The organism is Ottowia beijingensis, from assembly GCF_013423955.1.
In the GTDB taxonomy this organism is placed as follows: Bacteria; Pseudomonadota; Gammaproteobacteria; order Burkholderiales; family Burkholderiaceae_C; genus Ottowia; species Ottowia beijingensis.
On record NZ_JACCKX010000001.1, the window covers coordinates 3,980,014 to 4,001,766 of the forward strand.

The 21,753-nt window shown below is 64.9% G+C and carries 23 protein-coding genes and 3 pseudogenes; 14 read left to right on the forward strand and 12 right to left on the reverse strand.

The window, feature by feature from the left end:
- Window positions 1–102: 102 nt before the first annotated feature.
- The 5 genes from H0I39_RS19600 (at window position 103) to H0I39_RS19620 (ending at window position 7,046) form a co-directional block, all read left to right on the forward strand.
- Complete coding sequence (locus H0I39_RS19600; protein ID WP_180551596.1) at window positions 103–936, forward strand: hypothetical protein; 834 nt, start codon at window positions 103–105, stop codon at window positions 934–936.
- Between the two features lie 11 nt (window positions 937–947).
- Window positions 948–2,861 carry a hypothetical protein gene (locus tag H0I39_RS19605; protein WP_180551597.1) on the forward strand — a complete coding sequence of 638 codons (1,914 nt, stop codon included), beginning with the start codon at window positions 948–950 and terminating at the stop codon, window positions 2,859–2,861.
- Between the two features lie 66 nt (window positions 2,862–2,927).
- Window positions 2,928–3,404 carry a hypothetical protein gene (locus tag H0I39_RS19610; protein WP_180551598.1) on the forward strand — a complete coding sequence of 159 codons (477 nt, stop codon included), beginning with the start codon at window positions 2,928–2,930 and terminating at the stop codon, window positions 3,402–3,404.
- The gene (locus H0I39_RS19615; RefSeq protein ID WP_180551599.1) at window positions 3,340–6,516 is read left to right on the forward strand and encodes an LPD38 domain-containing protein; all 3,177 of its coding nucleotides are present in this window, start codon (window positions 3,340–3,342) and stop codon (window positions 6,514–6,516) included. The genes H0I39_RS19610 and H0I39_RS19615 overlap by 65 nt, the downstream gene beginning before the upstream one ends.
- Complete coding sequence (locus H0I39_RS19620) at window positions 6,513–7,046, forward strand: hypothetical protein (protein WP_180551600.1); 534 nt, start codon at window positions 6,513–6,515, stop codon at window positions 7,044–7,046. Before H0I39_RS19615 ends, H0I39_RS19620 begins: the two co-directional genes overlap by 4 nt.
- Window positions 7,047–7,420: 374 nt before the next feature.
- Here the strand turns inward: H0I39_RS19620 and H0I39_RS19625 are convergent, their stop codons facing one another.
- The gene (locus H0I39_RS19625) at window positions 7,421–7,963 is read right to left on the reverse strand and encodes a hypothetical protein (protein ID WP_180551601.1); all 543 of its coding nucleotides are present in this window, start codon (window positions 7,961–7,963) and stop codon (window positions 7,421–7,423) included.
- 45 nt (window positions 7,964–8,008) lie between these two features.
- Window positions 8,009–8,251 (reverse strand): hypothetical protein, encoded by a 243-nt coding sequence (locus H0I39_RS19630; protein WP_180549141.1) that lies wholly within the window; start codon window positions 8,249–8,251, stop codon window positions 8,009–8,011.
- Between the two features lie 108 nt (window positions 8,252–8,359).
- On the opposite strand from H0I39_RS19630, the gene H0I39_RS19635 reads away from it, so the two are divergent.
- Both H0I39_RS19635 and H0I39_RS19640 read left to right on the forward strand, forming a co-directional pair.
- Window positions 8,360–8,659, forward strand: coding sequence for a type II toxin-antitoxin system RelE/ParE family toxin (locus H0I39_RS19635; RefSeq protein ID WP_180551602.1), 300 nt, complete (start codon window positions 8,360–8,362; stop codon window positions 8,657–8,659).
- A gap of 2 nt (window positions 8,660–8,661) precedes the next feature.
- The gene (locus H0I39_RS19640) at window positions 8,662–8,961 is read left to right on the forward strand and encodes an addiction module antidote protein (protein ID WP_180549143.1); all 300 of its coding nucleotides are present in this window, start codon (window positions 8,662–8,664) and stop codon (window positions 8,959–8,961) included.
- 87 nt (window positions 8,962–9,048) lie between these two features.
- On the opposite strand, the gene H0I39_RS19645 is transcribed toward H0I39_RS19640, so the two are convergent.
- From H0I39_RS19645 to H0I39_RS19680, 8 genes are all read right to left on the reverse strand, one after another.
- A complete protein-coding gene (locus H0I39_RS19645) occupies window positions 9,049–9,315 on the reverse strand; it encodes a hypothetical protein (RefSeq protein ID WP_180551603.1) in 267 nt (88 codons plus the stop codon).
- A 14-nt stretch (window positions 9,316–9,329) separates the two neighbouring features.
- Entirely contained in the window at window positions 9,330–9,677 is a 348-nt protein-coding gene (locus H0I39_RS19650) for a hypothetical protein (RefSeq protein WP_180551604.1), read from the reverse strand.
- On the reverse strand, window positions 9,674–10,015 hold the full coding sequence (locus tag H0I39_RS19655; protein WP_180549146.1) for a hypothetical protein: 342 nt from the start codon (window positions 10,013–10,015) through the stop codon (window positions 9,674–9,676). Before H0I39_RS19655 ends, H0I39_RS19650 begins: the two co-directional genes overlap by 4 nt.
- A gap of 10 nt (window positions 10,016–10,025) precedes the next feature.
- Complete coding sequence (locus H0I39_RS19660) at window positions 10,026–10,421, reverse strand: single-stranded DNA-binding protein (RefSeq protein ID WP_180549147.1); 396 nt, start codon at window positions 10,419–10,421, stop codon at window positions 10,026–10,028.
- Window positions 10,418–10,840, reverse strand: a complete 423-nt coding sequence (locus tag H0I39_RS19665; RefSeq protein WP_180551605.1) for a putative PDDEXK endonuclease — start codon at window positions 10,838–10,840, stop codon at window positions 10,418–10,420. The genes H0I39_RS19660 and H0I39_RS19665 overlap by 4 nt, the downstream gene beginning before the upstream one ends.
- Before the next feature lie 181 nt (window positions 10,841–11,021).
- Complete coding sequence (locus H0I39_RS19670; protein WP_180551606.1) at window positions 11,022–11,288, reverse strand: hypothetical protein; 267 nt, start codon at window positions 11,286–11,288, stop codon at window positions 11,022–11,024.
- Window positions 11,237–11,431: a hypothetical protein gene (locus tag H0I39_RS19675; protein ID WP_180549150.1), complete on the reverse strand. Its 195-nt coding sequence runs from the start codon at window positions 11,429–11,431 to the stop codon at window positions 11,237–11,239. The genes H0I39_RS19670 and H0I39_RS19675 overlap by 52 nt, the downstream gene beginning before the upstream one ends.
- Window positions 11,428–13,191, reverse strand: coding sequence for an AAA family ATPase (locus H0I39_RS19680; RefSeq protein WP_180551607.1), 1,764 nt, complete (start codon window positions 13,189–13,191; stop codon window positions 11,428–11,430). Before H0I39_RS19680 ends, H0I39_RS19675 begins: the two co-directional genes overlap by 4 nt.
- A gap of 208 nt (window positions 13,192–13,399) precedes the next feature.
- On the opposite strand from H0I39_RS19680, the gene H0I39_RS19685 reads away from it, so the two are divergent.
- Complete coding sequence (locus tag H0I39_RS19685; RefSeq protein WP_180551608.1) at window positions 13,400–13,657, forward strand: hypothetical protein; 258 nt, start codon at window positions 13,400–13,402, stop codon at window positions 13,655–13,657.
- Between the two features lie 64 nt (window positions 13,658–13,721).
- Here H0I39_RS19685 and H0I39_RS19690 read toward each other — a convergent pair whose 3' ends face one another.
- The gene (locus H0I39_RS19690; protein WP_180549154.1) at window positions 13,722–14,024 is read right to left on the reverse strand and encodes a MerR family transcriptional regulator; all 303 of its coding nucleotides are present in this window, start codon (window positions 14,022–14,024) and stop codon (window positions 13,722–13,724) included.
- Between the two features lie 298 nt (window positions 14,025–14,322).
- Between H0I39_RS19690 and H0I39_RS19695 the strand changes: the two are divergent.
- From H0I39_RS19695 to H0I39_RS19705, 3 genes and pseudogenes are all read left to right on the forward strand, one after another.
- Window positions 14,323–15,509 (forward strand): annotated as a pseudogene (locus H0I39_RS19695) (IS3 family transposase); the annotation flags it as partial.
- A 154-nt stretch (window positions 15,510–15,663) separates the two neighbouring features.
- Window positions 15,664–16,041 (forward strand): LysR family transcriptional regulator, encoded by a 378-nt coding sequence (locus tag H0I39_RS19700; RefSeq protein ID WP_180549156.1) that lies wholly within the window; start codon window positions 15,664–15,666, stop codon window positions 16,039–16,041.
- A gap of 118 nt (window positions 16,042–16,159) precedes the next feature.
- On the forward strand, window positions 16,160–16,615 hold the full coding sequence (locus H0I39_RS19705) for a LysR substrate-binding domain-containing protein (RefSeq protein WP_308645941.1): 456 nt from the start codon (window positions 16,160–16,162) through the stop codon (window positions 16,613–16,615).
- A 46-nt stretch (window positions 16,616–16,661) separates the two neighbouring features.
- Here H0I39_RS19705 and H0I39_RS19710 read toward each other — a convergent pair whose 3' ends face one another.
- Window positions 16,662–17,678 carry an IS30 family transposase gene (locus tag H0I39_RS19710; RefSeq protein ID WP_180551893.1) on the reverse strand — a complete coding sequence of 339 codons (1,017 nt, stop codon included), beginning with the start codon at window positions 17,676–17,678 and terminating at the stop codon, window positions 16,662–16,664.
- A 124-nt stretch (window positions 17,679–17,802) separates the two neighbouring features.
- On the opposite strand from H0I39_RS19710, the pseudogene H0I39_RS19715 reads away from it, so the two are divergent.
- The 3 genes and pseudogenes from H0I39_RS19715 to H0I39_RS19725 all read left to right on the forward strand — a co-directional run bounded on the left by H0I39_RS19715 (window position 17,803) and on the right by H0I39_RS19725 (window position 21,741).
- Window positions 17,803–18,936 (forward strand): annotated as a pseudogene (locus H0I39_RS19715) (IS3 family transposase).
- A gap of 341 nt (window positions 18,937–19,277) precedes the next feature.
- A pseudogene (locus tag H0I39_RS19720) lies at window positions 19,278–20,725 on the forward strand (aldehyde dehydrogenase).
- A gap of 20 nt (window positions 20,726–20,745) precedes the next feature.
- The gene (locus H0I39_RS19725; protein WP_180551610.1) at window positions 20,746–21,741 is read left to right on the forward strand and encodes a dihydrodipicolinate synthase family protein; all 996 of its coding nucleotides are present in this window, start codon (window positions 20,746–20,748) and stop codon (window positions 21,739–21,741) included.
- The last annotated feature ends 12 nt before the right edge of the window (window positions 21,742–21,753 follow it).

A 21,753-nucleotide genomic window follows, 5' to 3' on the forward strand; every position in this document is an offset into this window, starting at 1 on the left:
CGACGAGTTGCTGCGGCAGGAAAGATTGACCAGGCCAAGGCCTATCAGACCTTCATCGACACGGAACAGGGCCGCAAGTACGCCCAAGCCTGGACCGACGGCGTGCGCCGCTTCTCGTTCGGCGACACCAATGGCGCGCTCAAGTCCTTCGAAGGTTTGTACAACAGCCAGCTGGCGCGTGATGGTCAGAGCGTGCGCCTGACGCCGGGCAAGGAAGCCGGCGCCATGGTGGTGACGATGTTCGGCCCGAAGGGCGAGGAGCTGGGCGCCCAAACGCTCAAGACCGACGACTTGCTGTCCCAGGCCGCGATCTACATGGCGCCGCATGAGGCGGTGAAGCACTTCGCCGAGCGCAACGCCAAGCGCGAGGACAGCGCCGCACTGCTGGAACGCCAGACCACGCTCGAAACCCAGCGCCAGGATGGCCGCGCCGCTGCTGATGATCGCCGCGATGCCCGCACAGACCGGCAGATCGCCGCCGCCGATGCCCGCGCGCAGCGCACCATCGACGCCGCCGACCAGCGCCTGACCCGCACGCTCGACGCGAAGGGCAACCCGAACGCCAAGCCCCTGACTGTCACCCAGCAGCGCACAAACCTGGAAATCGACGCCGCGCGCGAGTACATCAGCGGCATGGACCCAGACGAAATCCGCCGGCGCACCGCCAAGACCACGAACACCGGCCGCGAGAACCCGGACTATGACCCCGCCCTGGCGCGCCAGGCTGGACTGGCTGCGCGCCGCAAGATCGGCGAGGACGATCAGTTCGACGGCGCCCAGCGCCCGCCGCCCAAGTCGCCGGCCGAGCTGCGCAAGGAAGTCACCGCCCGCTTCAACACCGACCGGACGATGAACAAATACCGGCTGGGCAAGGACACCGACAAGGGCACGGAAGTGCTCGACGCGCGCGGCAAGCTCGTGGGCTACTACCGCTGATCGGGGGCGCCATGGGATTCACCCCGCTTGCCGAGATCGAGGACGCCGACACCGCCACGGCGGCGGCGGTCGCAGCAGACCCCGAGCGCCGCGGCTTCGTGCCGCTGGCCGAGGCACAGGCAGCCGCGCCGTCCGCCACCGAGCCCGCACAGGGCTTCGTGCCGCTGGCGCAGGCCGAGCCCCAGCCCGCCGAGCCGGACAAACCATCGCCCGCCACCGCTGGCGTGCTGCGCACCGTCCTGCTGAATAACCCGCTGACGGCCATCGGGGAGGCGGGGCTGAACCTGCTGTCGATGGGCGCAGCCCAGCCGATCGCCGGGTGGGCGGGCCTGGCCACCGAGGCAGCGCACCAGGTCGGACTGACCGACAAGCGCGGCGCCGACGTGGTGCAGTCGGTCGGCGAGGCGCTGACCTACCAGCCGCGTGGCGAGATGGGCCAGCAGGCCGCCGGCATCGTCGCCTATCCGTTCGAGAAGCTGGCGCAGGGCGCCGGTTGGGTCGGCAACAAGACCCTGGACGCCACCGGCAGCCCACTGGCCGCCACGGCGGTCGATACCACGATTCAGGCGCTGCCGATGGCGCTGCCCGGGCTGGTGGGCAAGCGGGGTGGGCGCCCAGCTGCACGGCCGGCACCCGAGGCCCCCACCAGCTACCAAACCTTTCGCCGCACACTGGAATCCGGCGGCCGGGCGACGGCCAAGAACCCGAGCAGCACGGCGCTGGGGCCGGACCAGTTCATCGAGGGCACATGGCTGCGCACCGTGGAGCAGGCGTCACCGGATTGGGCCAAGGGGCTGAACCGGGCTGAACTGCTGGAACTGCGCACCGACCCCGCCAAGTCGGCGCAGATGGCGCGCGTACTGGACGCGAACAACGCCGCCGCGCTGCGCTCGCAGGGCGTCGAAGTCAACAACCACACCCTGTACGCGGCGCACCACTTCGGGCCTCATGCTGCCATCCGCATGGCGCAGGCGGCGCCCGACACGCCCATGGCGTCGATCCTCAGCAAGCAGCAGATGGCGGCCAACCGCTACCTGAAGGGCAGGACCGTCGCCGACACCCTGGCCCATTGGGATCGCCGAGCCGGTGTTCCGGTGCAGGCGGTGCAGGCCGGCCAGCGCAGCGGTTTCGTGCCGATCGATGAGGCTCAGCCGCTGGCCACCCAGCCGCGCACGCCGCGCGTGGCCGATGCGGTCATGGATGGCCCCGACGCGCTGCCGCCTGCCGCGCTGGCGCCCGACGCCGTGCTGCCGGATGCGCCGCCCGCAGTGGACCCACTGCCCGCCAAGCTGACACCCGAGCAGCGCGGCGTGGACGTGATCGCACGCAACCTGGCCGACAGCATCGACGCTGCCACGCCCGAGCCCATGCAGCGGGTCGATAGCTACCGCGGCGAGGCCGCCCGCGTGCGCGCCGCTGCCGACGAGATGGACGCCCGGGGCGTGCCCGACGTGGCCACCGCCTACCGCGCCGCCGCTGATGCGCTGGAGCAGCGCGCCACGCTGGTGGCCGACGGCGTGCACGACGGCATCACCGCCACCTCGCACGTCCAGCTGCTGGACAGCAACCCGCGCTACGCGGAACTGATGCGCCAGGACGGCATGACGCCGAAGCTGGCGCGCCAGCTGCTGGCCGAGGAAACCGCTGGCCCGCGCTCGCCGGCCGGCACGATGCTGCCCGACGACCCGACCATCAGCGAACGTGCACGCCGTACCGACTCGGGCTCCTGGGTCGCGCAGGACCGGCTGGGCAACGACCTGCCCGGCTCACCCCAGTTCGACAACCCCGGCGCCGCCGCCCGCTGGGGCAAGCTGAAAGGGCTGGGGCTCGATGAACAGGCCGACGCGCTGGTGCGCCAGCCGGCGCGCGCCGCCCCGGCGGCCAGGCCCGGGCCATGCGCCTGGCCGAGATCGACAACCAGCTGACCCGTCTTGAGCAGGCGCTCGACCCCGAAGGCGTGGGGCTGGCGCGCACCACGCAAGGAGCAGACCATGCCATCCCGCCGCGAGTTGAACATCTGGCGCGACATCAAGAAGCGCTGCTACATCCCGACCAGCAAGTACTATCGCCACTACGGGGCCAAGGGCGTGACGATGTGCCCGCAATGGCGGGCGAGCTTCGCCCAGTTCCTGCGCGACATGGGGCCGGCGCCCAGCCCAGACCATTGGCTGGTGCGCAAGGACACGGCGGGCGACTACTGCCCGACGAACTGCGAATGGGCGCCGCCCAGCCGGCAGATGGCGCGGCGCAACTGCGCCAGGCTGGTGCAGGTGGATGGGCAGACGATGCTGCTGTCCGAGGCCGCGCGCTTGCCGGGGATGCCGTCGCGGGCGACCATCAAGCGCCGGCTGGCCAAGGGCTGCCGCTGCGCAATCCACCCGCCACGCCCTGAACGATGGCGAGGTGCTGCCGCGCGATGGCACCGTCAACATGGGACCGGGCGCGAATTACGTCGGCCTGATCGATGACAGTCCGACGCGTGCCGGCGTGCCCGGCAGCGGCCTGGTCGACGCCGGCAGCGGTGGCGGAAAGCGAGCGAAGCCGATCCGGCGCGAGGACATTCTGATCCCCTTCGCCAAGGCGCTGGACACCAATATCTACACCGGCCGCGTCAAGGGCAAGAAAACCCTCGGCACCTTCAAGACCGACACCGAAACCGTGCGCGTGAAGCGTCACGCTGACCTTGAGGTGGCCGCGCACGAGATCGCGCACCTGATCGATGGGCGCGTGCCCAAGGTGCGCCAGGCGTGGCTGAAAGGCCCCGAGGCCAAGGCCATCAACAAGGAGCTGCGCGCGATCAGCTACGACAACGGCAAGGTTTTCGAGGGCTTCGCCGAGTACGTGCGCCTGTACCTGACCCAGCCCGACGCCGCCATGGCCAAGGCGCCCACCTTCTCGCGCTGGTTCGACGACTTCGTGCAGACGCACAAGTACGGCCCGGCCATCAAGAAGGCGCAGCGCGAAATGGGCGACTGGTTCGCACAGGACGCGCTCGACCGCGCCCGCAGCAAGATCGGCATGCACCGCCCGCTGTCGGACGCCATGGACACTCGCCGGGACGCCTTCCGGCAAGCCGTCTTTGACGACCTGCACGGCGTCTACCGCATGGAGCGCGAGCTGTCGGGCGGCAAGATCGCCCCGGTTGGCCCCTACGAATCGGCCCGGCTGGCGCGGGCGTCGGCCAGCATCGCCGACGGTTCGTTGCGCTTCGGCGCGCCGGTGAAGAACGCCGACGGCTCGTTCTCCTGGAAAGGCCAGGGGTTGGAGGACATCCTGAAGCCCATCGCCGGCAGCCTGGACGACGGCCTGCTGTACTTCGTCGGCAAGTCGGCGGATGAGCTGATGAAGCAGGGCCGGGAGCACCTGTTCACGCGCGGCGAGATCGACGCCATGCTGCGCCTGAAGCGCCCGGAGTACGACAAGGCGTTCGCCGAGTACCAGAAGTGGAACAGCGGCATCCTGGACTTCGCCGAGGCGCAGGGCGTCATCAACCCCGAGGCGCGCGCGCAGTGGCAGCGCACCCAATACATGCCGTTCCACCGCATCGGCCAGCCTGGCCAGGGCCGCGCCAAGCCGGGCGACTGGTCGGGCGTGAAGGCGCTCACCGGCGGCACCGAGAACCTGCGCGACATCCTCAGCAACATGACCGCCAACGCCGCCATGCTGATCGACAAGGCGGTGAAGAACGAGGCGCGGGTGAAGATCGCCAACCTGGCCGAGAAGGAAGGCGCTGGCGGTGGCCGCTTCATGACCCGCATCCCGCCCGAGTCGCGGCCGGTGCACGTCACCAAGGACGCCATGATCGACGGCATGGCCAAGGCCATGGGGCTGGACAAGGCCGACCCGCAGGCCAAGGCGCTGATCGACGGCCTGCGCCAGACGCTGGATGATGCGCCCGGCCTGATCGACGTGCTGCAAACCAACATCCCGCCGGCCGGCAGCAACGTGGTGGCCGTGCTCAGGAACGGCAAGCCGACCTGGTACGAGGTCGGCGATCCGATCCTGCTGCGCGCGCTGGAAAGCATCGACCGCAAGGCCATGCCCACGGTGATGAAGTGGCTGAGCCTGCCCAAGCGCGTGGGTCAGACCACGATCACGCTGACGCCCGACTTCATGATGGCCAACATCGCGCGCGACACGATACAGGCCGGCGTGATGAGCCGCGCCGGCTTCCGGCCCGTGGTGGACAGCATCCGCGGCATGAAGATACGCCTGACCAATGACCCGGTTTACAAGGACTTCATCGCCAACGGTGGCGGCCTGTCCTCGATCTACCTGGATGAGGGGCGCTTTCGGGCCAAGCTGGAGAAGTTCTACGCCGGCAAGGGCATCGACCATCGCACGGTGCTGAACACCCCTGACAAGGTGCTCGGCTTCGTTGAAACGCTGGCAGACGCCTTCGAGTCCAGCACCCGCCTGGGCGAGTACAGCCGCGCGATCAAGGCCGGCGAGCACCCGCGCCACGCCGCCTACCTGGGGCGCGAGGTCAGCGCGGACTTTGCCATGCGCGGCGACAGCCAGGCGCTGGGCTTCCTGACCGACACGGTGATGTTCCTGCGCCCGGCGCTCACGTCGTTCGACCGCCTTGGCCGCGGCCTGGCACACGATCCGAACCGCGCCGCCATCGCCACCAAGGCCGGTGTTCTGTCGCTGATGAGTTCGGCGCTGTACCTGCTCAACCGGGACAACCCCAAGTACCAGGACCTGCCCGACTGGGACAAGGACGGGCATTGGCATTTCTTTGTCGGTGACCAGCATTTCCGCTACCCCAAGATTTGGGAGATCGGCGCCATGTCCTCCCTCGCCGAGCGCACGACGGCGGCGATCGTGGACGCCGACCCGCAAGGCACTGGCGGCCACTTCGCCCGCATCCTGGGCGCGACCTTCAACCTGAACTACACCCCGCAGATCATCGCGCCGCTGGTGGAGCAGGCCACCAACCGCAGCGGCTTCACCAAGGCGCCCATCGAGACGCCGGGCATGGAGAACATGCAGCCGTTCATGCGCGCCAAGCCGCACACCAGCGAAACCCTTCGCGCGCTCGGCATGGCCACGGCCGAACTGCCCGAGTGGGCGCAGGTGAACCCGGCGCGCACCGAGGCCCTGTTGCGCGGCTACTTCAACACCTGGGCGATGTACGGGCTGCAACTGAGCGACGAGGCGTTCTTTGGCGACAAGCTGCCGACCAAGCGCCTGGACGAATTGCCGGTGCTGCGCCGCTTCTACGCCGACGAGCCGGCCCGGCGCACCCGGTACGAAACCGAGTTCTACGACATGCTGAACGAGGCGCAGCGCCTGCGCGGCACCCTGCGCGAACTCGATCGGCTGGGAGAAAAGCCGCTGGCCGACGCCAAGGAAAGGCACCCCATGGCCGAGGAAGCCTCGCCGCTGGAGGCCGCCGGCAAGGAGCTGGCCGGCATCAACAAGGAAATGCGCGACGTGCGCCGCTCCGACGCACTGTCGCCCGACGAGAAGCGCCAGAAGCTCGATGACCTGATCCGCCAGCGCAATGCGCACCTGAAGGCCACGGTGGAGGCCGCCCGCAAAGCCCAGAAGGCAAGAAAGGAAGAAACCCCATGAGCAAGTTCGTCACCTACGCGCACCAGGCCATGGCCGCGTGCGGCTTCGCCGTGCTGTCGCCGGAAGTCGCGGCCACCGTGCGGCCGGACCTGTTTCACAGCGGCATGGAGGCCAGCGGCTCGCTCGGCGAGGCCAACCAGCACCGGCACTTCCACGGCATGCGCGGCGTCACCCGCCTGCAAGCCGAGCTGGCCGGCCTGGCGCATCCCACCGTCACCGTCATCACGCGCAGCATGGATGACCTGGAGCGCCGCATCCAGCAGGTGACGGGCTTCAAGGTGCTTAGCATCGGGCCTGAGCCGGTGGCAGTGCCCAAGGCCGCGCCCCATCCGACGACGATTGCTGCCGAAAATCTGGCCGTAGCGCGCATGGCCAAGCTGCGCGCGCTGGCGGCGCAGGAACTGCCGTCCTACGGCTGCACGCTGCGCACGGAGATCACCCGGGCGCGGCAGGAGCTGGCGCGGCTGGGTGAGGCGGACGGCGTGGGGTTTGTGCCGGCGTGGAGGGGTCGGGTGGAATCGTCCTCCTGAGAAAACCTGAGATTCCGGACGGCGGCAGGCGAATCGTCCTGTTAAGGAAAGTCATGGTTTGCCGCCGCCGGGGTGATTCGTCCGGTTGAAAAAGTTGAGATTCACGGTCCGGGCGGACGAATCGTTTCGGGGCGTTGAACCACAAGGGCGGGTCGGGGAAGGCGGTGCACTTTGTGCGCCGTGGCGGCGAGAGATACCCGGGATTCCGGGTATCTGAATACTAAGGTTCTACTACGGTCAGCGCGATCGGGGCGGACGAATCAGCGGCCCCGGAACGTCAAGGTTCTGACAAGGGTACGGGCGCTAGGGCGGACGATTCTGCACCCATGAAAAAGCCCGCCGGGTGGCGGGCCTGGGGCTCGTGCTGATGATGGTCAGGCTGCTGCGGCCTGTTCCCGCACACTGACCAGCACATGCTCATGTGCGCGCCGCCACACCTGTTCTGGCTCCATGTCGGGATGCTCAGCGGAAATGGCGTCGGCGCTGGCCCCCAGCCGATCGAGCATCGGCTGGTTGCTGGCGTATGCGATGCTGCCGCCTTCCGGTGTTGCCGCCCATGCCTTCAACTGATCGAGGCTCGATTTCCACGATCTAGCTGTGTTCTTCGCGGCAGCCTGCGCCGCGCGGATGTTGGCCCGCTCCAGATACTCGTTCGCATCGACGGCCAGGGCATCGATCGCGTCCAAGAGCCCTGCGCGCATGTTGGCGCCCATGGTCATTACGCCGGGCGATTCCACCAGCAGCACCTGCGCAATCGCGCTGATGCCACGCAGGCGTGAGGCCATGGAGGCGGCTTCGTGACTGTGCAAGTCCAGGTCGTTGTCGAGCCCACAGTCATGGTTCAGCTTCCATTCGCTGTGTAGGTCGAGGACGCCGACTTTGGCTTTGGTTGCTGCGGTTACAGTCTCGGTAGCCATTGATTCACCTCATTCGTGATTGATGGTCAGGGGCCAGTTGGTGCGTCACCACCTACTGGCCCCGCCTTTTGCCCCGCTCGATCCGCCGCGGGGCTTGGCGGTTTCCTCATCCGGCAGCCTGGCCCGGTCGATGCGCTCGCGCACCCATGGCCCGCCGCCCAACTTGTCCAACTTCGTGCGCTGCTTCTCGCTCATGCGCACCGACACAATCACCGTCGGCGACGACGCATCCAGTGGCGCGCGACCGCCGCGCCTGGTTTTCTTGTCTGTGTCGCTCGGTTCCGTCATGCTTATATCGTATGACGATTGATGATCTAGTGTCAAGCTATATCGTCATACGATAGATTCAGAAGGACGCTATTGCGTATCTGTATTCGATCGAATACAATACAGCCTATGAATTCCATCCGTCTGTTGCCCGAGTTCAGCCGTTGGCTCAGCGGATTGAGGGATCACACGGTGCGCATACGCTTGGCGCGCCGGCTGGAGAAGGCGCAGGCTGGCAACCTCGGCGACGTGGCCCCGGTGGGTGATGGCGTGATGGAAATGCGCGAGCACTTCGGCGCTGGCTGGCGCATGTACTACGTCCAGCGCGGCGCCGTGGTGATCGTGATGCTGGGCGGTGGCGACAAGTCCACCCAGCGCAAGGACATTGAAACGGCCAAGGAGCGGGCCGGAACGCTCGAAGGAGAGTGATGATGGTCAAGGTAGCCGACCTACCCGAATTCGACATGGCGCAGCATCTGGACAGTGATGAGGCCATTGCTGATTACCTGACGCTGGTGATCGAGGAAAACGACTCGGCCGCACTGGCGCAGGCGCTCGGAACGATCGCCCGGGCGCGTGGCATGAGCGAGATCGCCAGGGCGTCTGGCCTAGGTCGTGAGGCGCTGTACAAGGCACTGCGGGCCGACAGTCAGCCGCGCTTCGACACCATTTCGCGCGTGTGCCAGGCGCTCGGGGTCAAGCTGGTGGCTCAGCCTGTCGCAGCGCACTGAGGCGGCGCTTTCAGTGGAAACACCCGGGCGGCTGGTTCGCCTGGCCATCCGAGGTTTGTCCAAAGTGTGACCAAAGCGCCAGCGCAGCTATTCGGCAGCCTCCCGCATCCTCGCCCGCATCGTCCGCACCACGCGCGAGAAGCTTTCCCGGTTCATCCGCCGCACCGTGCCATTGCGCATCCGGTACACCAGCTCGCGGCTCTCCATGTCGAAAGGCTCGAAGCCCTCGACACCCAGGGGCAGCGCGTTGCGCACGAGGAAGAACCAGGCGCGCTTCGGTGGATCGTCGGGCCGGTTGGCCAGGTACTGACTCAGCCAGACGGCGACAGGCGAGTAATTGGTGCGGGTGGTCATGGTGGTGTGCTCCTTCAATGCTGGGCTGGTTCCAGCTCCTCAAGTTCCCATTGGCCGATCGTGCTGTCCAGTTGGTAGATGAGCGCGTGGGTTTCGCAGTAGGCGTCGTCAAGATGGCTGTCCAGCCGGTCAATGGCACGCCGCACGAACTGGGTGATCTGCACCGCGCGCGGGTGTGGTGAGCCGTCAGGCGTGGGCGGCAAGGTGCGCAACTCGTCCAGGCGCTCCAGGATCGCCTCAGAACCGACTTTGGCGATGCGAAGCTGGGCAGCCCCATCCGTCAGCTTCAAAACCGCCTGACGCGCCAGTACGACGGCCTGGTGAGCGCGCTCGCATCCCAGGGGATCGGTGCAGCTACTCATGGGCGCTTCCTCGCGGCTTTCTGGCCTTCCGGGGTGAGCCGGTACCTCATGTTGCGGGTGTTCCGCGGATCGCTGCGGCTGGCCTCGATGTGGCCGCGCGCGAGCAGCAGCGTCAGCGCCCAGTGGAAACTCGACCGGGTGGGCACGCCCACGGCCAACTGGCGGTAGGCCCACCACTCAGCCGGCGCCGTCGCCATCTTGCGCAGGACGTGATGCGTGGCCGATCCGACCTGCACGCTGCCGGGCGGCTTTGGGTTGAAGGCGGCCCTTCTCGCTTCCTGCGCCGTCGTCGCGCCGCCCGTCTGGGCAAGCTGGCGCAGCATCCAATCCATGCTCATGGGGTGCCTTTCAGAAAGGCATGACGTCGTCGGGCAGGTACCCGGCCGCTGCGGGTGCGCGCTGCGGTGGCGTGTCCTTGTCCTTGGCGACTGCCTGGCGCTTTCTGGTGACGTGGTACGGCGTGAGCACCGCATGCGCCTGCAGGTTCAGGCTGGGGCGCGCGTTGCCGGTGTTGTCCGTCCAGGTGCCTACGGTGAGCGCGCCTGAAACCGCAGTGCTGTCGCCATCGCCAAGCGCCATGAGCGCATCGCAGGCGGTGCGGCTGAACGCGATCACGTTGATGAACTGGCCTTCGCCCTGGCCATCGGCCGCGCGAATCTTGGCGGTGACGTAGGGCTGACCGGTCTTGCCGGTGCGCTGCTGGACCTGGCCGAACAGCTTGCCGGCGACGAGTGCATCGATCATGGGGTGGTTTCCTGGTTGGTGGTGGTCAGGGTTTCGCGGAACACGGCGGCCCAGGCTTTGGGCGAGCCTTCGGCCGTCCATTCGTAGCCGCGCCACATGGCAGCGGTCTGCATGGTCAGGTTGACGGACAGCGGCCACACGGCGCGCCAGGCGTCACGGTCCTGGCGGAACAGCAGCAGCGGGATGCCGCCGTGCCGTTCGGCCTGGGCGGCGGCCTGTGCCCACCAGCCGGCGATCAGGGCGCGGGAGGCGCGGGCATGGCGCTTCACCTCCACGCACCAGCCGGGCAGGCCTTCCAGGTCGGAATCCCCATCGTGCTGGCGCACGCGGCGGCGCACGTCGCAGCCGGTCAGTTCGGCCAGCAGGGCGGCAATCTCGCGCTCGCCCACCTTGCCTTTGGTGCGGCTCATGGCGCCCATGGATCGATCTCCTGTGCGGGGTAGGCGCGCTCGAAGTGCTCCAGCAGGGCAGCGTGGTGCTCGGGCGGGACTTCGGCGAGCTGGCGGCGCATCTCCTGGCGAGCGGCTGGCGAGTCGCCCCAGTGATCGCAAGCACGCATGGCGGCGGCTTGAAGTCGGCGCAAAACCGACCGGGGCGCACTCATTGCCCACCCCCTCTGCGCCTTCCTCTGCGCGCGCTTCCCCGTACCCCCTGCGAAGTCAGCGCAGTCAGCGCAGACACTTCGCCGGGTGCGTTGACTTCGAAGTCAGCGCAAGTCAGCGCAGTCAGCGCAATGGGCTGCGGCTCGGCAAACTCGCGGCCTTGCGGTGTAAGCTCCCATACCTCTTTCTGGTGCCGGTTTTCGGCGCTGCGCATCACGCGCACCAGTTGCCCGGCCCGCTCGGCACGGCGCAGCAAGTCGAACACGTCGGCGGGCTTGATACCCTCGGATAGCCCGGCTCGTTGCAAAGCAGCTTCGCGGCATGGGTGCGGCTTGTCGTTGCCGTGGTGACGTGCTCGCCACGCTCGGTGAATTCGGCAATCAGCCTCAGCAGGGCTTTGGTGTTCACGCGGTCGCTGATACCCTGCACCACTGGCGAAAGCGTCTGCACGGCCTGCGGTAAGCCCCCTCGGGCCATTCCAGCGCCAGCGGCGCGCGCATCTTGCCGTGGTTGCTCTTCTGGTGCTCCAGCGTCAACGAGCCATCCTCGGCGCGGCTCATGAAAATCCGGCTGCGGGATGAGTTGTGCCACGCCGTGGAACCGCTGTAACCCTCGCCGCCTTCGGCCTTGCGTGCCCGGCTGGTGTTCTTGTCGACGTGCGCCAGCAGCAGCACGGCGGCATCGGCTTCGCGGGCAATCGCGGCCAGCGAGCGCATGAAAGCCCTCACCTGACGGCGCTGGATTTCGTCGCCGCCGTAGGCGTCCGATGCGTTGTCGATGGTGACCAGCCCGGCGCCGGTTCTGCGCACCAGCTCGCGCAGCTCGGCATAGACCGGCGTCACGTCTCCAGGCCCGCGGCCTTCACTGGCGAACAACTCCGGGTTTTCGGTGCCGTCAACGATGTGCAGTGCGCCCAGCTCGGCAGGGGAGATGCCCCAGCACTGGCAGATGTGCGCCAGCCGGTGGCGCACGATGCCGGCCCCATCCTCAAGGCTGGCAAACACCACGGGCACGGCGTCGGTGCCAGCCCCGAAAAGCTCCCGTCCTGTCGACACGGCAGCAGCCAGCATCAGGGCAACCGTCGATTTGCCGGTGCCCCCGTGCGCACCTAGCAGCGTAACCACGTTCCGCGGGCAGTAGCCATCCCACACGAAACGCGGCGGCGGGCTGGGGTTGCTGTGCACGTCGAGCACGCTGACGGGCGTCAGCAGCGGCGCGGGCGGCTCAGGAACTGCGGCAGCTTCCAGCAGCGCGGCCAGCGCTTCCAAGCCGTCACGCTGCGCCAGGTCGCCCACGTCCGAATTGGCGGGCCAGCCCTCGGGCAGCGCGGCCACGGCGGCGCCCAGCTCGCGCGCAATGGTTTCGGCGTCCGGTTCCTTGCCCACGTCGGGCACCAGCACCAGCCGGGCGGATGCATCACGCTGGCGCAACTGCGCGGCCACGCGGGACACGTTGCCCCAGCCGAAACACACCACGGCGCGATGCCCGGTCGCCTGCCAGCAAGCCCATGCAGCCCCGATACCCTCGCACACGTACAGCGGCCCGTCGCCAGTGCCGACGATGTGCGATGCGCCGGTCATCGGCGCCCCGGCCAGGTTCATCTTGGGGCCATCGGGCGGAATCAGCTGCAGGCTTTGCAGCTCGCCGGCCGGGCCATGGGCGGGGACCACCAGCGCGCCGGCCATGCTGTGCCCACCGATGCGCAGCGGGTCACCCTGGGGCAACACGCGCAGCAGATCGAGCGGCACGCCCTGGGCGGCCTTGCGCACGATGTACGCATGCTGTGCTGTAGCTGGCTCGCAGCGCGCCCACACATCGGCAGGGGTGCTACCTGGGCGCGGGGCTTTCGTGGGCGCCTGGGGCTTGCTGCGGGGCTTGGCTGGGGCTTGGCGCGTGGGCTTGGCGTCATCGCGCCAGCCGTGTTCAGTGGCCATGCGGTACAGCGTGCCGGCGCCTACGCCCTTGCCGGGCTTGAAGCTGCGCCAGGTGTCGCGCGCGGCGCGGCTGTCGTAGCTGGCGGCCTGGGCGCTCCAACTGTCGAAGGCGTCGAAGTCCAGTCCAGCCGCCTGGGCGGCCATGCCGGCGCGCACCCATTCATCGCGCGGCAGGTCGGGCGGGATGTGTCCCAGCGCCTCCCGGGCGCGATTGAGTTCGTGGGCTGCGCTCACCTCGCCGCCTCCGCAATGGAGCGCGCTTTCGTTTCAATGGCGCGCCTCGCGCCCCGCATCGCCTTCTGGCTTTTGGCGCACTTCGGGCAAACCAGATAGACAAGGCTCGGATGGGCGGGGTTGTGCGGCTTGTAGCTGCACACCAGCCAGCCGGGGCGGGAGCGCGCATCTGGAAACAGCCCCAGCAGCGGGCCGGACGGTCATCGGCATGCAGCGCGGCGCGGACGCGATTGATCTCGGTGATGTCGTTCATCGGGCCCCCGATCTGCCGCAGGAACGCGCGCGCCTGCTCAATACTGTCGAACTCGCGGGCAAAGACCCAGCGGCTGACCAGGATGGTGATGAGGCCGTCGTCATCGGCGCACCAGGTCATCGCGTGGCCGGTCAGGGCGAATTCGGCTTGAAGGGTGGCCAGGGCCTTGCGCGTAGCCGTGTCCACCATGGCAGACTGGCGGGGCTCGATTGAGCATTGCTGCTTGTTCTCACCACGCCCGGCCTGCCCGCCGGGCGTTTTCATTGGGGCGTCCATGTCAGGACGCCTTGGCAAGCTGATCGAGCTTGCGCAGCACGTCGCGCGCCGCGTCCACGGTGTAGATGGAGCGCTTGCCGAGGCGCTTGGGCTTCGGAATCACGCCATCCTTGATGAAGCCGTAGAAGGCCGTACGCCCGAACGGCGTGAAGCCTGTGCGGCCTCGCTTGTCGCCGCGCGGCCGAAGGCTGAACATTTGATCTACGGCGACAAAGCCCTCTGTCGGCATCACAGCGGCGATCGGCTGGATCGGCTGCTGCGTGGGCTGTGGCCCTGCCTCGGGTGCGGTGGTCTTGGTTTCCATTGGGCGCTGTCCTAGTTCGGATGCGTTCAATGGTCACTCACAGCAATTTGGCAAAGCGGTTAAATTGCCAATTCATGGCGCGATGCTTGCGATCGAGACAGCGCTAAGTCGTTGATTTCCAATGACCTATACGAGTCAATACGATGCTGTTCGGACGGTGACAATGTGGAACTCGGAGACCTGGCTTATGTCCGCGCGTAGCGCCGCGTGAGTCCAGCCAAACGCGCTGCCTCCTGAGGTTGCCCCTGAAAACTGGAGTTCTTAACCCTTGTTGAAAATACCGACAAGGAGTTCAGAGATGAGTGACAAGCAGGTGCGTGCGCAGTACACGCGAGAGTTCAAGCAGGAGGCTGTTCGGCAGGTCCGCTCGGGTCAGGCGATTGCGGTGGTGGCCAAGGTACTGGGCATTCCCAAAGCGAGCCTGGGCAACTGGGTGCGGCTGTCAGCCAAGGGAGAATTGGACGGTGCGGGCGGTGGTGACAAGAGAATCCAAGTCTCGCCCGAGCAGATGGAGATAGCCCGGTTGCGTGCAGAGAATGCTCGCCTTCGCATGGAGCGCGACATCGCAAAAAGCCGCGGCGTACTTCGCGCAGGACACGCTGCGAGGTACGCCTGGATTCACCAAATGAGAAAGCTGTACCCGGTGAATGTGTCCTGCGGGGTGCTGGAGGTCAGCGCCAGCGGGTACTTCAACTGGCTGCGCCGGCGTGATTCTGGCCACGGTGGACCTGCCCGGCGTCACAGCGACGAAGCCCTGCTGGCGTACATGCGCGCCATCCACGCCGAGGTGAAGGGGAATACGGTTGGCCACGCATGCACAAGGAACTGCTGGCCCGGGGCATCCGGGTGGGCAAGGACCGGGTGCGCAAGCTCATGCAGCAGCACGGCATCAGGGCCAAGACCAAACGCAAGTTCGTGGTGACTACCGACAGCCGCCACAGCCTGCCGGTGGCGCCCGACTTGGTACAGCGGCGCTTCAACCCCGAGGCGCCCAACCAGCTGTGCAGTGGCGACATCACCTACATCCAAACCGACGAGGGCTGGCTGTACCTGGCTGCGGTCATCGACCTGTTCAACCGTCAGGTGGTGGGTTGGAGCCTGCAGCCGCACATGCAGGCCAGCCTGGTCAAGGACGCGCTGGCCATGGCGTGGTGGCGCCGCAGGCCACCTCCTGGACTGATATTCCACAGCGACCGGGGCAGCCAGTATTGCAGCCATGAGTTCCAGGATGCCTTGAAGGACTGGGGCATGCGTTCATCGATGAGCAGAAAGGGCAACTGCTGGGACAACGCACCGACCGAGAGCTTCTGGGGCCGGCTGAAAACAGCCAGCGTACATGGGTGCAAATTCGCTACCCGTGAGCAGGCCAGGCAGGCGGTGATGGACTGGATGGCCTTCTACAATCACCGCAGGCTGCATTCGTCGCTGGGCTACCTCAGCCCGATGCAGTACGAGCAGCGCTGGTACGAGGCACAGCGTAAAAGGCCGCGTGAACCGTGGGTTAAGAGCTACACGAAACAGGGGCAAGGTCACAGTAAGACTAACCCATCAAGAATTAAAACAGGCGGGTCATACTGCGCCTGGATTGACTGCAGTCCGGCAAGGTTCAGAGCCTGCGCCAAACGGGAGAATGCATGCCATGAAAAATTCGGTTAACACACTGCGCAGCGTCAATATGAACCTGCTGCCGATATTGGCTGAGTTGCTACGGACAGCTAATGTAACCAGAGCTGCGGGCAGGCTGCACCTCACTCAATCCACGGTCAGTGGATCACTTCGTCAGCTGCGCGAGATATTCGGCGACGAGCTACTGATGCAGCATGGCCGGGAAATGGTTCTTACTGAAAGAGCCAAGCGACTGGTACCAGAGGTAGAGCGCATCATGGAGTTGACTGGCCGTCTGTTCCAAACGGAGCAATTCGATCCTTACACGGCTGCATCGCGCTTTCGCATTGCAACAGCAGACTATGTTTCGGCACTCGTGACGTCGAGGCTAGGGCTGTCCTGCAGACGCTAGCCCCGAACATTACCCTTACCCTCACGCCTACGCCGGGCACATCCGCCAAAGAACTGCAACTCGGATCACTTGACCTGATTATCTGCCCCAATCTTCCATCCATTGGCAAGCCTGCGGCATAAGCCGCAGCGATCAGGATTTTCAGTATGAAATTTTCATGCAAGACGACTTGGTGGCAATCCAGTGGCGCGCGCATTCAGGCAGTGCAAAGGCAATGAGTCAGCTCGAGTACCTCGAACGTCCACACGCCGTCTATTGTCGTACAGACGGACACGAGACCATTGAGCAGGAAACTCTGAACCGCCTAGGCTTGCGACAACGTACTCAGTTCCAGGTTCCCTATTTCACGTTGCTCCCTCAGTTGGTTGTCAATACAGACATCATCAGCTTGGTGCCCCGATCGCTCGCGCTCCACTACGTGAAAATCTTCGATATTGACATCTTCAAACCGCCCTTCGAGTTGCCGACCATGGATCTGGTCATGATCTGGGCAAGAAGCCGAGAAGCCTTTCCAGACCTGAATTGGTTACGAAACCTGGTGCGCCAGGCTTCATCTGAGGCTGAGTGCGCCTGAATACAGGGCGGTCTCAAATCTGAAGTGCAACACCGCTGGTTGATATTCAATGAATGGTAGCGGAGTTCCTCTCGGCGATAGCCGCCATGAATCGCTGTAAGGCCTGATAGGGAGAATCCCATCCGAGCGTCTGCCGAGGACGGTTGTTCATCAGATCGGCCATGGAATCCAGCGCCTCCTGGTCATGCACGCTCAGGTCTGTGCCCTTGGGCATGAACTGGCGCAGCAGCCCATTGGTATTCTCGCAACTGCCCTTTTGCCAAGGGCTGTGCGGATCACAAAAGTACACGCGCATACCAAGGGCTTCGGCGAGCTCCTTATGCCGGGCCATCTCCTTGCCCTGGTCATAGGTGAGCGTCTGGCGCATCGGGTCTGCAATCTGGCGCAGCTTGTTGGTGAACGCAGCCAGTGCACTCTCAGCCGATGCGTCAGGCATCTTGCACAGCAGCACCAGGCGCGTTGAGCGCTCGACCAGCACACCCACCGCCGACTTGTTGCCAGCGCCCTTGATCAAATCCTCCCAATGCCCCGGCATCACGCGATCATTGACCTCGGGTGGGCGAACATGGATAGAGACCATGTCTGGAATCTGACCGCGCCGATGAGAGCCTGCTGAACGCGGGCGGCGTGTACTCTTGCCCTGGCGCAGCAGTGCGATGAGCTGGCGGCGCAACTCGCCGCGTGGGTATGCATAGATGGCGGTGTAGATGCTCTCGTGCGAGGCATGCTTGCTTGGCTCTTGGGGATACATGCGCTGGAGTGTGTGTGTAATCTGCTGGGGCGACCACAGCCAGCACAGCATGGTGGTGACAAGCATCCACAACGCCCCGGAGCTGTGCAGTTTGGGGCATGGCCTGACCTGAATGCGACGCTGCTGGCACAGGCGCTGCGCAGGCGCGCTGGCGTAACTGCCATTGCAGGCGTTGCGCCGCAACTCACGGCTGATGGTGCTTGGGCTGCGGCCTTGAAGGCGGGCTATGGCCCTGATGCTCCAGCCCTGCTGGCGCAGCGATGCCAACGTCACCCTATCTTCTGGCTGCAAGTGTTCGTATCTCTTTCTCATCTGCATACATTACCCTCGGTGAGGGTGTTGCACTTCAGATTTGAGACCGCCCAGCCTGACCTGCCCCCTCCCTGCCGTACCAGTCTGAGGTTAGCGAGGTCCGTCAACCAGGAGAATGACGGACATGAAGAAGAGCAGGTTTACGGAGGAGCAGATCATCGGGTTCATCCGCCAGGCAGAGGCGGGGATGCCGGTGAAGGAGTTGTGCCGCAAGGGCGGCTTCAGCGACGCCACGTTCTACAAGTGGCGCGCCAAGTACGGTGGCATGGATGTGCCCGACGCCAAGCGGCTGCGTGAGCTCGAATCCGAGAATGCCAAGCTGAAGAAGCTGCTGGCGGAGGCCCACCTGGACATCCACGCGCTCAAGGGCGTCTTCGGGGTAAAGCGCTAGCCCCACAGGCGAAGCGCACGGCAATCGCCGCCATGGTGGAGCAGTTCCACCTGTCTGAGCGCCGTGCCTGCCGCCTCGTGGGGCTCTCCCGTGACAGCTACCGCCATCCGCCCCAGGAAACCGAGATGAACCAGGCTCTGAGCGCCAAGATCATCGAGATCGCCCATGTGCGCCGGCGCTTCGGCTATCGGCGCATCCACGACCTGCTGCGTCCGGAATTCGCCGGCGTCAACCACAAGCGGGTGCTGCGGCTGTACCAGCAGGCGAACCTGTCGGTGCGCAAGCGCCGCAAGGCCAAGCGTCCGGCCTCGGAGCGCATGCCGTTGCAGCTGGCCCGCGCCGTCAACGAGGTCTGGAGCATGGACTTCGTGAGCGACAGCCTGGCCAGCGGCCGCCGCATCAAGTTCCTTACCGTGGCAGATGACTTCAGCCATGAGTGCGTGCAGATCGGCGCCGACTTTGGGATCTCGGGCGAGTACGTTACACGGCTGCTGGACGAGACCGCGCGGTTCCGCGGCTACCCGCGTGCCGTGCGCACGGACAACGGCCCGGAGTTCACCAGCAGGGCCTTCATGGCCTGGGCTCAAGGTCACGGCATCCGGCACATCCTGATTGAGCCCGGGCGGCCGATGCAGAACGGCTACATCGAGAGCTTCAACGGCAAGTTCCGCGACGAATGCCTGAACGAGCACTGGTTCCAAACGCTGCCTCAAGCCCGAGCTGTCGTTGCAGCCTGGCGCCAGGATTTCAACGAGGTGCGCCCCACAGCAGCCTTGGTCGCATTCCCCCGCACGCTTTGCGGAGCAGCATCGCCAGCAAGCTGTCGATGCTGCCGAAGACCAGTTACCCAGCAGCCAAATCGATTAACCTTTCAACCCCGGACTTCCTACGTTCGATTGGTACGGAGGAAGGGGGCAGGTCAAGCCAAATGGTTGCCAAAGCGGCGACAAGGGCCCCGGGGCCGCATAAAAGCAGGCCCATCTGCAGGGAAAAATGGCGTCCTCTACGCCATCTGAAAACTGCGGCCTTGTAGCACTCGCGAATTCGAGTTGTTCAGGACATCCCTAACTGATGACGCTCGGGGTTCCAAACTACTATCGGGATGACCGATACGTGGCATCCGAATTCTCCGTTTTACTGGCATCGGTAGTACTCCTAGAGTTGGCAGTCTTCTTTCGCACTATGACCAAACTCAGGAGAAACCAAGAATGGAGACCCAGCTCATCATCGACAACCAGGCCTTGCCTGCGTCCGGCAACGCCACCTACGTCAGACTCCATCCAACCACAGGCAGCGCAGTCACCCGCGCAGCAGCGGCCAGCGTAGGCGATGCAGTAGCGGCTGTGGAATCGGCACACCGTGCATTCCAGTCCTGGTCGCAGAGCGGCCCTACGGAGCGCCGAAGAATCCTGTTGAAAGCGGCCGACATTCTGGAATCGAAAACACCGCAATTCATCGAAACCATGGCAAAGGAGATTGGCGCCTCGGAGCTTTGGTCCGGGTTCAATGTGATGCTGGCAGCCAACCTGTTTCGCGAGGCTGCAGCGCTGGCCACACAAATCCAAGGCGAGACTATCCCGACCGACAAGCCTGGCGCGCTCTCGATGACCGTACGTCAACCGGTAGGCGTGATCCTGAGCATCGCGCCATGGAATGGCCCCGTGGTTCTGGCTGCGCGCGCCATCGCGTACCCGATCATTTGCGGAAATTCCGTGGTTTTCCGCGCTTCAGAGACCAGCCCTAGAACCCACCTGTTGATCGCAGAGGCACTGGTGGAAGCTGGGCTGCCGCCAGGTGTACTGAATGTCCTCACGAACGACCCAAGCGACGCAGCCGAGGTGGTTGATGCGTTGATCTCTCATAAGGCAGTGCGTCGCATCAACTTCACAGGATCCACCCGCATTGGTCGCATCATCGCAGAGAAAGCTGGCCGCCATCTGAAACGGTGCCTCCTTGAACTAGGCGGAAAGTCACCCCTTGTCGTTTTGGACGACGCGGACATCGACGAAGCAGTCAAGGCGGCCGTGTTCGGCGCGTTCCTCTACCAAGGACAGATCTGCATGTCTACCGAGCGCATCGTAGTTGACGAGAGAATTGCGGATGAGTTTGTAAAAATTCGCCGCACGGGCTCGTGAACTTCGGGTTGGTGACCCTGCCACTGGGGAGGCCTGCATCATTGGCCCGATGATCGTAAGGGAATCCGGCGCACGACTCAACCGCATGATTGACGATGCCTTGGCCCAAGGGCGCCAAGATCGCTGCTGGCGGCCGAGCCGATGGAGCCGTGATGCCCGCCACGATCATCGACTTCGTCACGCCCGGCATGCAGATTTACGACGAAGAGACCTTTGGCCCCATCACGACTGTCGTCCGAGCGCGAAATACCGAGGATGCGGTGCGCATCGCGAACGACACAGCCTACGGACTATCTTCTGGGGTATTCGGTCGGGACGTCACTCGTGCGTTGGCAGTAGCGATGCGCATTGAATCTGGCAGCTGCCACATCAACGGGCCACCGTTCAAAACGAGCTCAAGCTCCCTATGGCGGCACTAAAGACAGTGGCTATGGCCGATTCGACGGACGCGCCGTCATTGATGAGTTCACCGAACTGAAGTGGCTCACGATTGAGCCATCGAACAGCAATACCCCTTCTGAATCGAAACGCACTGAAATTCATGACAAATTTGAAGAAAACACGGTTGACTGCCGACGACATCAGCGGCGCATGGACCATCATGCCAACACCTGCAACTCCAGACGCTTCCGACTGGCGCGTTCAACACACGGTCGATCTGGACGAAACGGCCCGCATCGTCGAGGCACTAATCAGTGCGGGCGTGGACGGCATCATCAGCAATGGCACGTTTGGTGAATGTGCCACCCTGACATGGGACGAAAAACGCGACTTTATCGCTACTGTAGTCGAGACTGCACGTGGCCGCGTGCCGTTCTTCTGCGGCACAACAGCCTTACATACCCGCGAGGTCATCCGCCAGACTCGGGAAGCCATGGACATTGGCGCAAGCGGAACCATGTTGGGCGTTCCGATGTGGTGCAAGATGGAAGTTCCAACTGCAGTACAGTTCTATCGCGACGTCTCAGAGGCAGTACCCGAGGCAGCCATCGCCATTTATGCGAACCCGGAGGCTTTCAAGTTCGATTTTCCGCGGCCGTTCTGGGCGCAGGTGTCGAACATTCCTCAAGTAGTTGCCGCCAAGTACCTTGGAATTGGCATGCTCGATCTCGACCTGAAACTGGCGCCGAGCATCCGCTTCCTTCCGCACGAGGACGATTACTACGCAGCTGCGCGGATCGATCCTGAGCGCATGACCGCCTTCTGGTCTAGTGGCTCCATGTGTGGCCCCGCTACGGCGATGCGCCTGCGTGACGTCGTGGCCGAAGCAAAACGAACCGGGAATTGGACCGACGCCAAAGGGATCTCTGATGCCATGCGGCAAGCAGATTTGTCGCTCTTTCCTCGCGGAGATTTTTCGGAGTTCTCCAAGTACAACATTGGCTTGGAGAAGGCCCGCATGGACGCTGCAGGCTGGCTCAAGGCCGGCCCATGCCGTCCGCCGTATCACATAGTCCCAGAAGAATACTTGGCTGGCGCTCGGAAATCCGGTGAAGCCTGGGCCGCGCTGCATGCGCGCTACGCAAAGCAGGCCTGAAACGGCGCGGTG

Bases quoted from the DNA above. Each gene is read 5' to 3' on its own strand.
- H0I39_RS19605 (WP_180551597.1), top strand. From the start codon at position 948: ATGGGATTCACCCCGCTTGCCGAGATCGAGGACGCCGACACCGCCACG.
- H0I39_RS19610 (WP_180551598.1), top strand. From the start codon at position 2,928: ATGCCATCCCGCCGCGAGTTGAACATCTGGCGCGACATCAAGAAGCGC.
- H0I39_RS19620 (WP_180551600.1), top strand. From the start codon at position 6,513: ATGAGCAAGTTCGTCACCTACGCGCACCAGGCCATGGCCGCGTGCGGC.
- H0I39_RS19625 (WP_180551601.1), bottom strand. From the start codon at position 7,963: ATGGCTACCGAGACTGTAACCGCAGCAACCAAAGCCAAAGTCGGCGTC.
- H0I39_RS19630 (WP_180549141.1), bottom strand. From the start codon at position 8,251: ATGACGGAACCGAGCGACACAGACAAGAAAACCAGGCGCGGCGGTCGC.
- H0I39_RS19635 (WP_180551602.1), top strand. From the start codon at position 8,360: ATGAATTCCATCCGTCTGTTGCCCGAGTTCAGCCGTTGGCTCAGCGGA.
- H0I39_RS19640 (WP_180549143.1), top strand. From the start codon at position 8,662: ATGGTCAAGGTAGCCGACCTACCCGAATTCGACATGGCGCAGCATCTG.
- H0I39_RS19645 (WP_180551603.1), bottom strand. From the start codon at position 9,315: ATGACCACCCGCACCAATTACTCGCCTGTCGCCGTCTGGCTGAGTCAG.
- H0I39_RS19650 (WP_180551604.1), bottom strand. From the start codon at position 9,677: ATGAGTAGCTGCACCGATCCCCTGGGATGCGAGCGCGCTCACCAGGCC.
- H0I39_RS19655 (WP_180549146.1), bottom strand. From the start codon at position 10,015: ATGAGCATGGATTGGATGCTGCGCCAGCTTGCCCAGACGGGCGGCGCG.
- H0I39_RS19660 (WP_180549147.1), bottom strand. From the start codon at position 10,421: ATGATCGATGCACTCGTCGCCGGCAAGCTGTTCGGCCAGGTCCAGCAG.
- H0I39_RS19665 (WP_180551605.1), bottom strand. From the start codon at position 10,840: ATGGGCGCCATGAGCCGCACCAAAGGCAAGGTGGGCGAGCGCGAGATT.
- H0I39_RS19685 (WP_180551608.1), top strand. From the start codon at position 13,400: ATGCAGCGCGGCGCGGACGCGATTGATCTCGGTGATGTCGTTCATCGG.
- H0I39_RS19690 (WP_180549154.1), bottom strand. From the start codon at position 14,024: ATGGAAACCAAGACCACCGCACCCGAGGCAGGGCCACAGCCCACGCAG.
- H0I39_RS19700 (WP_180549156.1), top strand. From the start codon at position 15,664: ATGAAAAATTCGGTTAACACACTGCGCAGCGTCAATATGAACCTGCTG.
- H0I39_RS19710 (WP_180551893.1), bottom strand. From the start codon at position 17,678: ATGAGAAAGAGATACGAACACTTGCAGCCAGAAGATAGGGTGACGTTG.
- H0I39_RS19725 (WP_180551610.1), top strand. From the start codon at position 20,746: ATGACAAATTTGAAGAAAACACGGTTGACTGCCGACGACATCAGCGGC.